A 13,072-nucleotide genomic window follows, 5' to 3' on the forward strand; every position below is an offset into this window, starting at 1 on the left:
ATCGTAGGTGTAGCTGCGCTGCACGAGCCGCTTTCCGCCCGGCGTTTCACTGCGGGTCTCCTACAGACGATCCGAAATCAACCTCACCAAATCATTAAAAATTCTGCCGAGATTTTCCTTTAAGTGCTCAGCATTACCACTGAATTTAAAAATATCTCCAACAACAACTCTCCCATCCTGACGTGTTAAGTCGGCAGTCAGCTCGTACAGTCCTTCCGCACCATTTAGATCAAGTGTTAGATCGATCTCGCTTGGATAGAAACTCACGTACGCCGTACCACCTAGCATGTTTTGATAAAAGCCAGAGCTCGATGATTCGAGCATTACTTTCTCACCAACTTCGACCTCCACTGCCTCAACGTACCTCACCAAATAGTCACAAATATCGCTTGCCATCACTTTTTCCCCTTGCCAGTGACCGATCCCAATATACCTTCTGTCAGAGGGTGTGTTGATCCACTCCCTCTGGATTTAGCCCAATCAGTCAACTTGGAATCAGCAGAATCGTTTATGGGTCTAATTGTTACGTGACCGTTTGGCTTGTCATTCGTCGCTTGTAAGCCACACGAGCAAAGCTTTTTCACGTCTAACACAACGTATTTCCCGCTATCCAGTCCGGCCTCTGACGTCGCCGCCGATAGACCAGGCTCTTTCCCGTCGATACGAGTCGTGTCTTTCCCCAGTCTTGGTGTCAGACTATCAGGTGTTCCAGACGCATTTCTGAAAACGGTTCCGCTCGTTAGAACTTTCGGCTCGAAGCCAGAGAGCCCAAGCGGATCGATCCAGCTTATCGGATTCGGCGCGTACTGGAAGCCGTTCAATCCGCCCGCGAGCCCAATTGGATCTTTAGATATGAACCGCCCGCTCTGCGGATCGTAGTACCGATACCGGTTGTAATGCAGCCCCGTCTCATGATCGAAGTACTGCCCCTGGAAGCGGATCGGGTTCCGAACACCCGCCTTGCGCGCCGCCTCGCTGATCACCTCCTTCGCTTCACCCCACGCTCGGTAACGCGCGCTCCACGCAATCTCACCCTGCTCGTCCGTCACTTCCTGCGGCGTGCCGATCTGGTCACACTGGTAATAGCCGATCCGCCCAAACGCCACCGGCCGGTTCGTGCGACTCCACAGCGGGTCCCGGTCGATGTCGTAATGTTCATCATAGTCCGGCCGTTCGTGCAGCGGAATCCATCCCGGATGCGTCGCCTGCACCATCGGCACGAAGCTGTTCGGCTCGTACACATAGTGCGTCGTGCGGCCATTGCCACCATGCTCGCCCTTGCCGCTCTCCCACGCCAGCGTATCGCCGTCCCATCCATATAGCGTCAGACCATAGCCATACTCCGCATTGAGCCGCGCCGTCTCGATTGCATGGTAGTCGCTACCGTCGAGCGAACTGACCCGAACCCGCGCATTCGATTCCTTCGCCATCCGCCGGCCTAGCGCGTCGTACCAGTAACGCACGCTCACCTTGACGGTATCGAACCGAACGAGCCGATCGAAGCCGTCCCACTCGAACCACGCCCGATCGCCATCTTTCCGGCGTTCGATCAGGTTGCCGTATTCGTCCCACCTATAGTGCGTGCCCGCATACTCGCACAGCAGGTTATCCAGCAGCGCCGGGCGCCCCTGGATTCGACTCGAATACCCCGGTATGCCGCGCGCAGGATCAGCCTCGAAGTGCCGCGTCTGCGCGTCGTCCATCAGGTTGCTCGCCGGATCGAATGCGAACGTCTCCTCGCCCAGCATGCCGGTGGCCGCCACGAGCCGACCCACCGGATCGTATCGATAGGTCCGCATGCCGTTCTGCGTGTCCTCGATCCGTTCCAACTGACCCGCGCGGTCGTAGGTGTAGCTGCGCTGCATGAGCCGCTTTCCGCCCGGCGTTTCGCTCCGGGTCACCTTCAGCTTCTGGCGTAGCAGCCTTCCCGCCGCATCGTATTCTTGCGTCTGGGTCAGGCCATTGCCCTGCACCCGCTCGATCTCGCGATGCAACGCGTCCCGTTCGATCTGCACCAGTTCCGTGTCATCGAGCAGCACGCCATGCACATGGCCGCTGCCATAGGTCAGAACCGCCACCCGGTGGCCGTCCGGGCGGATCGTCGCCACGCGCTCATTCAGCACGTCGTATTCGTGGCGCCACACCGCGACACTCGCTTTCTTCAGGAAGCGGAAGTGCTGGTGTTCACGCGTGACATTGCCTGCTTCGTCGTGGAACCACTGCAGGCGGCTCGCGTCATTCTCCGCAAGGACCATCTGGCCGTTGCCGTTGTACGCGAATCGCTCTTGCTCGCCGTATTTCCACTGGCGGGCGTCCGCGTCCCATTGCCCGGTCTGGCGCGACGTCAGCCGGCCAACCGCATCGAAGCCAACCGCCGTGACCCGATGTCCCTTCTCCCCGCTCAGCACGTCTTGAAGCACACCCGAGGCCGGATCGTATCGGTAGCGGGTCGTCTTGCCATCGAACCCCGTTTCGGCCAGCAACCGGCCCACCGGATCGTACGCAAACGACGTCTCGCGCCCGTTCTCGTTCGTCAACGCTTCCAGGCGACCCAGCTTGTCCCATCGATAACCCAGCGACTCGCCATTGGCCCCCGTGCGCGTGGCGATCAGGCCCGCGCGCGTATAGCGCCATTCGGTTCGTCGCAGCAGCCCGTCGACGTGAGCCAGTAGCCGCCCTTCCGCATCCCGCTCGAATTGCTCGACGACGCCATCGGGACGAACCACTTCGGCCAGTTGCCCTTCGGCATAGCGATACTGCGTCACGCTCCCCGCTGCATCGGTGAATCGCTCCAGTTGCCCGCGTCCGTTGTACTGCCATCGGCTCGTCTTGCCCGAGCAATCGGTATATGACGACAACTGGCCGGTCGGGCTGTAGGCAAGCTGCTTCTTTCCGCCCTTCGCATCGACGATTTCCACCGGCTGGCCGAGCGCGTTGTTGACGTATTCCGTCTTGTTGCCGAGCGGATCGATTTCCTCGATCAGTTGATCCTTGGTGTTGTAGTCGCGCAGCCACACGCCGCCTTCGCCATCGCGAATCTTGCGCACGTTGTCGCGGGCGTCGTACGCGAAATACACCGTGTAGCCGTCGGCCCGGGTATGCGACACCGGGTTGCTGCGCTCGTCGTAGGTAAAGGTCTCGACGCTGCCGTCGGGATGAATGTGACGCACGATGTTCTTCGCGTCGTCCCGGAACAGCCATTCCGAACGTCCGTCCGCATGCCGGATGCGGTACGTGTAGCCCAGAATGTCGTAGTAGTACCAGGTCTCGTGGCCGAGCGCGTCGGTGACGTAGGTCAAGCGAATGTTCGGATCCCACTCCAGCGTCGTGTCGTAGCTGCCGTCGTCGGCCCATTCACGCACGGCCCTGGCCGTCGCGCGCTCACCGTCCCAGCGCAGGTTCATGCCTCGACCCGTGCGGTCCGTGTAGCGCGTGACCAGGTGGTGCTGATACGTATAGCTTCGGCTTGCGTCGTTCTCATCGAAGGCCTCGATCAGATCGCCGGCGTCATCGAACATATAGTGAGCGAGCTGCCGCACCGGCTTGCCATCTTCGATCAGCCAAACCTGCGCCACACGCCCCTGCGTGTCGGGCACCACGCGGACGTGGGCATCGATCGCAACCTCATCCCCGTGATAGGACATCAGATCGGACGGCAACAGCGTATGGCCGGGCACGGTCTGCGGGTGATCATAGGCGATCGCCAATCCCGCGCCGTTGCGCAGCACGATACTGGTCAGCCGGAAATGCGCGCCATGACGCTCATAGGTTTCCTTCGCGTCGTAGCCGCGCGCCAGTGTGATGGCCCGATCGGACACCCGTACCAGCGTCACGTTCTCGATGGCGTCGTAATGGAACGCGCCGACCTTCGGCAGCGGATACGCATGCGTGCGGCCGTCCGCCGCGTGATAACGAAGGCTTTCCGGCAGTGCATCGTTATGCACGATGTCGAACCGCGTCATGTAAGGCGTGATCCACCGCGCGCCCATCGGCCCATCGTCATAGGCGGCCAGATCCGACCGATACTGGCGGCGCCAGGTGAACGGGAACGGCCCCGGCAAGGTGAAGTCGTCGTGATCGATACGCTCGGCGCCGCGTGCGAAGCTGATACTGCCGATGGTCCCTGCACACTCCTTGCAGCCGCCATCCTGTCTGGCTCCCGCCTGCACGGGAATCCCGTCGACGGCGCCTTGGCCATGGCTTTGGGAGGCCTGACCGCTCCTGTTTTCAGGGACGTTGGCGCCCTGGCCCTTGCGGGCATGCTTCTTTCGATACGCTTGAACCACCGCCAACAGCAAGGTCAGCAGCTTGGCGATTGCACCGACGCGTGGATCGGCGAGGGTGGCCAGTGCCCCCTTGCACATCCCGGCGAGTTCTCGAATTTTCCGGTCGACGTCAGCGGCCATCTGCTCACGCTGTTGTCTGGTGGTGGTGACGTTCACCACCTCGTTGGAGACCGTTTCAACACTCGCCTTGATCGCGTGATACAACGACCAAAGCCCCTTCTTGAGGCTGGCCTCCGGGTCGCGGACAAAAATCTCGGCGGCCTGACTCGCCTCCTTGGCCGCCAACGCCGCATTGCCCTCTGCGTTCAACTGACCCAACGCCGCCTTCTTCATGCCGTGGGCCATGTCCAGCAGCATTTTTTCCAGCAACTCGCCCGCGTCCTTGAGCATCGCGTCCAGTCGAACCTGCGCCTCCTGCACGAACTTTTCCAGGTCCCCGACGATGGTCGCATTCAGATGCGACGCCAGCAGCCCGACCAGCACGTCGTTGGCTTCGACTTTTACCGCACCCTTTGCCGCCGCTTTCAACTGGACCGCCAGTTCACGGCGCGCCTCTACCAGCATCGGCCTGAGGCTCATGCGAGCCGCTGCCAGAGTCGGCGGCACAGGAATGACACCGATCAGGTCGATACCGATGTCCACCCAGTCCATCGCATCGGCATTCGGCTTGCCGTACAACGCTTTCACGCCCAGCGCCACGCTCACCAGGGCAATGACGTTACCGATCACCGGCAGCCCCTGCGCGACGTTGCTCACCCGTTCCAGTGTGACGACGCCGCCGCTGATCTCCCGCAGCCACTGATCAAACTTGCGGGAGGCGGCAGCAATGTCTTCCGGGTGAATGGTGTTCAGCGGTGCGACAGCCAACTGCGGGGGACGGGGAGCGACAGCAGTCGAAGATCCGGTCATGGCGAGAAATCGAGAAGATTCAGGAATGGGGGAATGCGATGCGGAAGCGAGCGGCGAAGCGCGCCCGTTATACGAAACCGGGGGTACGCACGTCGGGCATGGTCGGTCCGGCTCGACCGGGCCCCACGTTGGCGGTCGCGCCCGCCCCCCCGAGCACGGCCCGGGCGCCGGAGAGCCCCGTGCCGACGAGGCTGCCCGCAGCGCCCGCGGTGAACGCGCCAACCAGTTGGCTCAGTTGCCGGCTCGCATTCGCCGCGGCGCCCGCGCCCGACAACACCTGCGCGGCAATCTCGCGGGCCTGGGCGGGGGCTCCAGCGGACGTCTTGCGCACGTCGTCCGACGCACCGTCCGGCCATTCGGCCTTGCGCGCGTAACTGCCCGGACTCCAGGGATCGGCGCTGTCGGCACCGAATGTCACGTGTGCCGGGCCGGGCGCCAGACCGCTGACCGCGGCGTAGCCGTTGGCGCTCAACACGCCCGTGGCGACCCGACCGAGTGCGTCCTCAACCCGGTATGACGACATCACCCCGCGCTGAATCGCATACGTGTTGAACAGTTCCAGATTGCCCTTGCCGGGCGGAGGCGGCTCAGGAAACAGCGCCGCCCGACTCTTCGGTCCCGTGTACGTGAAACTCCCGGCATGCGCCGTATAGCCGCCCGCCGTCATGTGGGTAATGCCGCCGCTGGTGTATTGCGTTGCACTGCCTCCGCCGCTGACCACCAGTTCTTCCTGAGCGCTGATCGTGATGCGGTTCGCCGTGGCCGTCATGTTCAGCTTCGCCAGCAGCGTCAGGTTGTCTTTCAACGCCTTCAATTCGATGTCGCCCGACATTGCGACCAGTTTCCACCCGCACGACTGCACCAGCGTGCGCACACCGCGCGCCACGCTCACCAGCAGGCGCTTGCCCACCGATACGCCAACGTGCCCGCCCGCCGTCAGCGCGAGATGCTCGCCCGATGCCAGGTGGGTGGATTGGGATGTCGTGGCCGCAATGCCGGCCGCGCCCGCCAGTACCAGCAAAGGCGTGCGCATCTCCGGGAACTGACCCGCCTGCGCGTTGGGCAAACCGCTCCCCTGGATATCGTCGCGCTGCGCCTGAAGTGCCTTTGCGACCTCATCCTGGTCGCCCGCTTCCTGTACCTGTTGTTCGCGTGCCGTTGTCGCAAACGTGTCTTGCTGGTCGTGAGCCACCGACAGTCGTTCAACCGTCTCGACCATGTCCTTGGCCGGCTGCGCCGCGCCGTCTCGCGCCTCGGTCGTGATCAGGATGCCCCGGTTCGCACGCATCACGCCCCAGGCCATCGTCGCCAGTTCAAACCCTTCGCCGCGCGCTTCCAGCCGCCCCGGGCGCCCCTCGATACGCGTGTTGTAGCCCAGCACAAGCCGGGATTGGGCGTGATCGCTCGTCACCTGAACCTGCAACTGGTTCGGCGTGTCGTCCACCACGACCTGATTCGCCTGCCCGCCCGCGAGGCTCAGGCTGCGCCAGCCCATCAACGCCTGGTTCTTCGGCAACTCCCAAGGCGGCTGGTTGAACTGGTTGACCTGGCGATCCGACACATACGGCTTGTCCGCATCGCCTTCGTGATAGCTCACCGTCACTTCCTGCCCGATGCGGGGTAGCGCGACAAAGCCGAACCCGCCGCCCTGCCAGGGCGAGGACACGCGCACCCAGCAGCTCGCGTTTTCGTCGCGCTTGCCGAGCCGATCCCAGACGAACTGGATTTTCACGCGCGCGTAGCCGTCGATCCACATGGGCTGATTTTCCGGACCGACCACCACGGCGGTTTCCGGCCCGCATGGCGGCTTTCTCTGCAGAGGACTCCGGAAGACGGCATTCGCCGGCTGGACCACGAAATCGGTGATGCAGTGATATGGTTCGCCGCCCGTCGCCTGATCGTTGTTGCGAATCTCGACCCGCGCGGCAATCACCAGAAACTCGGTGTTGGTCGCCTTCTGCGGATGCCCCTCGACACGAAACGTATGGCCCACCGCCAGCCCGCGCAGATTGCCCCGCCCGTTCGCGCGCCTGCCTTTGCAGCGCTCCGCATCGACACGGACGCCGGCCAGGTACCGGGCTTCCCGAGCCGTATCATTCGGCGTTCCGGACAAACCCATCGTGCCGGCCAGCGGCTGCGAGTAGTCGCCCCACGCATAATGCTCGGCATTGTCGAACGCAATCTCGCTGTACCGGCTCACCGAGTTCGACATCTTTGCCAGAGACTGTGTCGGATCGTAATCGACCACGCTGGCTGCTCCCGGTGTCACCAGCCGCGAGACTTTCAATTCGTGGATATGCTCTTCGTCGATACGTGCGCCAGCAGGTGCCCGATAGAAGATCGAGTCATACATGTTCCCGTGCGGGTGATGCGCGCCCGGGGAGTCGCACAGCACCAGCGTCGAGCCATCCATGAAGTAGTAGATGCCCCATTCGCTCCACAACCGGGCCAGGAAGTCGAAATCCGATTCCCACACCTGCCGCACATAGTCGCGTGCCGGATAGCCGCCGCCCAGGCCGATGGCGCCGAGCCGCCATTCGTACTTGAATGGATAAAGGCTCGAATCCAGCACGGCTTCCGTGATCTGGACGACATTCTGGTTCTGAAAGATGCGATTCTCGCGATTGAGCGTCGCGAGCCACAACCAGGGCCGCACCTTCATTTCGTAATAGGCGTACCGATCATCCTCGCCGGTCGACACCAGTTCGGCGATCAGCCCGGTCACCTCGCGCTTGCCGGCGCCCAGATTGCCCTGCCCCGCTTCGCCGGCCACGCCAGGAACGAACGTCCCCTTGCCGTCGAACTCGATCGAAATGGTCAGCTCGGTACCCACCAGCTTGTCGGGCTCGATACGATCACGCGCCTTGTAGACGGGTAGCGCCGGCACGCTCAACGTCCTGAGCTCGAGCGTGAACGTGGAAAGCTTGCCAAGTGTTTCATCGCCAAGGAGTTTGATCGGCAGAAGAATCGGCTGCCCGGCAAATTCGGGGAGCGCAACGCCGGATATCGACACAACACGGGACTGCGCGGGTGAATACATGACTTCCTCGTCTCTTTCAGCGCAGGACTCCTACACGTTTCACAATTTAGCGATCCGTGAGTTTGCGCTGCTGGGCTTATCCGGATCGAAGCGATGCGGCCGCCGGAACATACGAGGCTCGTGCCTTGCGCATCGTCCACCCGCTCCGATTCCGTGCAGGACGTCCGACAAGGCGGCCGTCCGCGATCCGCTAGATGCTATCCGCAAACTCCATCCCAAAAAACACCCGGAAGGTCCACGCGGCAAGACACAATGCCGCACTTGTGACCCAACACTTAAAAAGTGTGAAGCAGACCATCCTCTTCCGCCCTGCAGCCAGGCACCCGCTCTGGCCCAAGCGAATCCCCCCCACTGGCGCTACCGCCAAAAACGAGCGCTCACTAACGTGTCGATACCGCGTGCCGCATGCGCGCCAGCGCCTTGCGCACCGCTCACCATTCGACAGGAGACACGTTATGGCAGACACGCTCACCGCCCCCGTCACGGCCGCCACGCTCGCGGCATTTTCCGACGCCTTCAACCGGCACGACACCAATGCGTTGATGGGCTTCATGACCGAGGACTGCGTGTTCGACGCGGCCGGCGGCCCCGACATCCACGGCACGCGCTTCGTCGGCCGTGACGCGGTACGCGCCGCGTTCGAAGCCGTGTTCAAGACCTTCCCCGACGCGCACTGGGGGCACGGCCGCCACACCGTCGCCGGCGAGCGCGGCGTCTCCGAATGGGTGTTCACGGGCACGCACGCCGAAGGCTGGCGTATCGAGGCCGAAGGCTGCGACCTGTTCGAATTCCGCGACGGACTGATCGCCGTCAAGCGCGCCTTCCGCAAGGAACGGCCGAAGCAGCCGGCCTGAGCGCAGCGGCCAGGCCACCGTGCCCCACGTGCATTTTGAAACGAATCGATTCATTTCATTCCACATTCCCCGGCAGCGGGCGGAATGACTTGACCGGCCTTCCCCAGCAAATAGCATCTGGAACAAGACGTTCCGTTAATTGAACAATCGGAGACAACCCATGAGCGAACAATCCACTTCCCTGCGTGCATCGGCGAACGGTCCGCAGGACATGACGCCGTCCGAAGCCTTCGTCGAGACCCTCGCGGCCAACGGCGTGACCGACATGTTCGGCATCATGGGCTCCGCGTTCATGGATGCGATGGACATCTTCGCGCCGGCCGGCATCCGCCTGATCCCGGTCGTGCACGAACAGGGCGCGGGCCACATGGCCGACGGCTATGCGCGCGTGTCGGGCCGCCACGGCGTCGTGATCGGCCAGAACGGCCCCGGCATCAGCAATTGCGTGACGGCGATCGCGGCCGCGTACTGGGCGCACAGCCCGGTCGTGATCGTCACGCCGGAAGCCGGCACGATGGGCATCGGCCTCGGCGGTTTCCAGGAAGCGAACCAGCTGCCGATGTTCCAGGAGTTCACGAAATACCAGGGCCACGTCACGCACCCGGCGCGGATGGCCGAATTCACCGCGCGCTGCTTCGACCGCGCGCAGGCCGAGATGGGCCCGACGCAGCTGAACATCCCGCGCGACTACTTCTACGGCAAGGTCAAGGTCGAGATTCCGCAACCGCGCCGGCTCGATCGCGGCGCCGGCGGCGAGCAGAGCCTCGACGACGCGGCCGCGCTGATCGCGCAGGCAAAGTTCCCGGTGATCATCTCGGGCGGCGGCGTCGTGATGGCCGACGCGATCGAGGAATGCAAGGCGCTCGCCGAACGGCTCGGCGCACCGGTCGTCAACAGCTACCTGCACAACGATTCGTTCCCGGCGAACCATCCGCTGTGGTGCGGCCCGCTCGGCTACCAGGGCTCGAAGGCGGCGATGAAGCTGCTGTCGCGCGCGGACGTCGTGATCGCGCTCGGCTCGCGCCTCGGGCCGTTCGGCACGCTACCGCAGCACGGAATGGACTACTGGCCGAAGGACGCGAAGATCATCCAGATCGACGCCGATCACAAGATGCTCGGCCTCGTGAAGAAGATCTCGGTCGGCATCTGCGGCGACGCGAAGGCCGCGGCGATCGCACTCACGCAACGTCTCGAAGGCCGCACGCTCGCGTGCGACGGCTCGCGCGGCGAGCGCGCCGACCAGATCGCGACCGAGAAGGCCGCGTGGGAAAAGGAACTCGACGACTGGACGCACGAGCGCGACGCGTACAGCCTCGACATGATCGAGGAACAGAAGCACGAGAAGCCGTTCAGCGGCGGCCAGTACCTGCATCCGCGCCAGGTGCTGCGCGAACTCGAGAAGGCGATGCCCGAGGACGTGATGGTGTCGACCGACATCGGCAACATCAACTCGGTCGCGAACAGCTACCTGCGCTTCAACAAGCCGCGCAGCTTCTTCGCGGCGATGAGCTGGGGCAACTGCGGCTACGCGTTCCCGACGATCATCGGCGCGAAGGTCGCCGCGCCGCACCGCCCGGCCGTGTCGTATGCGGGCGACGGCGCGTGGGGCATGAGCCTGATGGAAACGATGACCTGCGTGCGTCACAACATCCCGGTGACGGCCGTCGTGTTCCACAACCGCCAGTGGGGCGCGGAGAAGAAGAACCAGGTCGACTTCTACAACCGCCGCTTCGTCGCCGGTGAACTCGACAACCAGAGCTTCGCGGCGATCGCGCGGGCGATGGGCGCCGAAGGGATCACGGTCGACCGCCTCGAGGATGTGGGCCCGGCGCTCAAGCGCGCCATCGACATGCAGATGAACCAAGGCAAGACCACGATCATCGAGATCATGTGCACGCGCGAACTCGGCGATCCGTTCCGTCGCGATGCGCTGTCGAAGCCGGTTCGCATGCTCGACAAGTACAAGGACTACGTGTAACGCCGCGTCGTCGACGCAACCCCGTTGCCGGCCGCGCGCCCCGCTCGCGAGGCCGGCCCTCCGGCCGGACGCCGTGCCCCGTGCGGGCCGCCGCATCCGGCCGTTTTTTCTTTTTCTCTGAGCGAACGATGAAAGCCCTCGACCGCATTCTCGACGCCGCGCGCCGCCAGCCGATGCGCATCGCGCTGTGCGAAGCCGACGATCCGCGCGTGCTGCAGGCCGCCGCGCGCGCGACCCGCGACGGTATCGCCCGCATCGTGCTCGTCGGCAACCGTGCGGCCATTCACGCGGCGGCTGCACGCGACGCGATCGATCTCGACGGCATGACGCTCGTCGATCCGGCCACCGCCACGCAACGCGATGTCTATGCCGACACGCTGCATGCGCTGCGCAAGAACAAGGGCATGACGGCCGCTGCCGCGCGCGACGCGGTGCTCGACCCGCTCTGCCACGCGAACCTGATGGTGCGGCTCGGCGACGCGGACGGTTCGGTCGCGGGCGCCGTGCATGCGACGGCCGACGTCGTGCGCGCGGCGATCCAGCTGATCGGCGTCGATCCGGCGTTCCGGATCGTGTCGAGCTTCTTCCTGATGATGCTGTGCGAACCGTTCCACACGATCAAGGGCGGGCTGATCTTCTCCGACTGCGCGCTGGTCGTCGATCCGGACGCCAATCAGCTCGCCGAGATCGCGATGGCCGCCGCCGACAGCGCGCATGCGTTGCTCGGCGAAGAGCCGCGCGTCGCGATGCTGTCGTTCTCGACGAGCGGCAGCGCGCATCACGCGGCGGTCGACAAGGTAACGGCCGCGACCGCACACGTACGCGCACTGCGCCCCACCCTCGCGATCGACGGCGACGTGCAGCTCGACGCGGCGATCGTCGCGGAAATCGCCGAGCGCAAGATCGCGCATTCGCAGGTGGGCGGCCACGCGAACGTGCTCGTGTTCCCGAGCCTCGAAGCCGGCAACATCGGCTACAAGCTCGCCGAGCGGATCGGCCGCGCGAAGGCCGTCGGCCCGCTGCTGCAAGGCTTGCGTCGGCCCGCGAACGACCTGTCGCGCGGCTGCAGCGCCGACGACGTGTATCACGTGATCGCGGCAACCACCGTGCAGGCGCAAGCGGCCGCGCAGCGCGCCGCAACCGGCGAGGCCGCACACGCATGACCGCCGACAAACTGGCGATCCTGATCGCGGTGATCGGCGCCGGCAGCTATTTCCAGACCGTCACCGGCTTCGGGCTCGGGATGATCGTGATGGGCGCGACGAGCGGCTTCGGGCTCGCGCCGCTTGCGACCGTCGCCACGCTGATGAGCGTCGTGTCGCTCGCGAACGGCGCGACCGCGTTGCCGGGACGGCTGCATCACATCGACTGGCGCGCGGTCGGGGCGGCGACGCTCGGCATCCTGCCGTCCGTCGTCGCGGGCGTGCTGCTGCTCGAATGCCTGAGCCGCTCGGCGGCCGACCTGCTGCAGCTGATCCTCGGCGCGGTCGTGCTGTACGGCGGCCTGAGCGCGGCGCTGCGCCCCACGCCGCTCACCGAGCGCTCCGACAACCGCAGCTTCTTCGTCAGCGGCCTGTTCGGCGGCTTGCTGAGCGGGATGTTCGGCGTGTCGGGGCCGCCGCTGATCTTCCAGTTCTACCGGCAGCCGCTGACGCTCGTGCAGATCCGCTGCGCGCTGATCGTGCTGTTCACGACGACTTCGGCCACGCGCGTGCTGTACAGCGCATGCGAAGGCCAGCTCGATCGCGACATCTGGCTGCTGGCCGCGATCGCGACGCCGGTCGTGATGCTGACGACGGTGGCCGCCCGCCAGTACCCGCCGCCGCTGTCGCCGGTCGCGTTGCGCCGGCTTGCGTTCGGCGTGCTGATGGCGATCGGTCTCGGGCTGATCGCGACGTCGTTGCCGCCGTTGCTGCATCGCGCTTGATGCCGCGCGGCGTGCGCTACGTCGAACCGCCTTGGTCCCGGTAATCGATTCGGACTCGACGCATCCGCGTCGAATGCA

General features: G+C 64.4%; 7 protein-coding genes. 4 read left to right on the top strand and 3 right to left on the bottom strand.

The genetic code is table 11. The annotated features are described in order from the left end of the window. Positions 1–60 precede the first annotated feature (60 nt). The 3 genes from CFB47_RS40730 to CFB47_RS27030 all read right to left on the bottom strand — a co-directional run bounded on the left by CFB47_RS40730 (position 61) and on the right by CFB47_RS27030 (position 8,235). Positions 61–396: a hypothetical protein gene (locus CFB47_RS40730; RefSeq protein WP_143330873.1), complete on the bottom strand. Its 336-nt coding sequence runs from the start codon at positions 394–396 to the stop codon at positions 61–63. Further along, a complete protein-coding gene (locus CFB47_RS27025) occupies positions 396–5,195 on the bottom strand; it encodes an RHS repeat-associated core domain-containing protein (RefSeq protein ID WP_089462855.1) in 4,800 nt (1,599 codons plus the stop codon). The genes CFB47_RS40730 and CFB47_RS27025 overlap by 1 nt, the downstream gene beginning before the upstream one ends. A gap of 67 nt (positions 5,196–5,262) precedes the next feature. Continuing rightward, the gene (locus tag CFB47_RS27030; protein WP_089462856.1) at positions 5,263–8,235 is read right to left on the bottom strand and encodes a type VI secretion system Vgr family protein; all 2,973 of its coding nucleotides are present in this window, start codon (positions 8,233–8,235) and stop codon (positions 5,263–5,265) included. Between the two features lie 455 nt (positions 8,236–8,690). Between CFB47_RS27030 and CFB47_RS27035 the strand changes: the two genes are divergently transcribed. The 4 genes from CFB47_RS27035 to CFB47_RS27050 all read left to right on the top strand — a co-directional run bounded on the left by CFB47_RS27035 (position 8,691) and on the right by CFB47_RS27050 (position 12,994). Next, on the top strand, positions 8,691–9,089 hold the full coding sequence (locus tag CFB47_RS27035) for a nuclear transport factor 2 family protein (RefSeq protein ID WP_089457929.1): 399 nt from the start codon (positions 8,691–8,693) through the stop codon (positions 9,087–9,089). Between the two features lie 160 nt (positions 9,090–9,249). Further along, positions 9,250–11,067, top strand: coding sequence for a sulfoacetaldehyde acetyltransferase (gene xsc, locus CFB47_RS27040; RefSeq protein ID WP_089442844.1), 1,818 nt, complete (start codon positions 9,250–9,252; stop codon positions 11,065–11,067). A gap of 128 nt (positions 11,068–11,195) precedes the next feature. Next, complete coding sequence (gene pta, locus CFB47_RS27045) at positions 11,196–12,230, top strand: phosphate acetyltransferase (RefSeq protein ID WP_089462857.1); 1,035 nt, start codon at positions 11,196–11,198, stop codon at positions 12,228–12,230. Next, on the top strand, positions 12,227–12,994 hold the full coding sequence (locus CFB47_RS27050) for a sulfite exporter TauE/SafE family protein (protein ID WP_089457927.1): 768 nt from the start codon (positions 12,227–12,229) through the stop codon (positions 12,992–12,994). Before pta ends, CFB47_RS27050 begins: the two co-directional genes overlap by 4 nt. The last annotated feature ends 78 nt before the right edge of the window (positions 12,995–13,072 follow it).

Origin of the sequence: Burkholderia sp. AU27893 (assembly GCF_002223205.1) — a bacterium.
Lineage (GTDB): Bacteria > Pseudomonadota > Gammaproteobacteria > Burkholderiales > Burkholderiaceae > Burkholderia.

Coding starts and splice junctions, on each gene's coding strand:
- CFB47_RS40730 (WP_143330873.1), bottom strand. CDS start 396: ATGGCAAGCGATATTTGTGACTATTTGGTGAGGTACGTTGAGGCAGTG.
- CFB47_RS27025 (WP_089462855.1), bottom strand. CDS start 5,195: ATGACCGGATCTTCGACTGCTGTCGCTCCCCGTCCCCCGCAGTTGGCT.
- CFB47_RS27030 (WP_089462856.1), bottom strand. CDS start 8,235: ATGTATTCACCCGCGCAGTCCCGTGTTGTGTCGATATCCGGCGTTGCG.
- CFB47_RS27035 (WP_089457929.1), top strand. CDS start 8,691: ATGGCAGACACGCTCACCGCCCCCGTCACGGCCGCCACGCTCGCGGCA.
- xsc (WP_089442844.1), top strand. CDS start 9,250: ATGAGCGAACAATCCACTTCCCTGCGTGCATCGGCGAACGGTCCGCAG.
- pta (WP_089462857.1), top strand. CDS start 11,196: ATGAAAGCCCTCGACCGCATTCTCGACGCCGCGCGCCGCCAGCCGATG.
- CFB47_RS27050 (WP_089457927.1), top strand. CDS start 12,227: ATGACCGCCGACAAACTGGCGATCCTGATCGCGGTGATCGGCGCCGGC.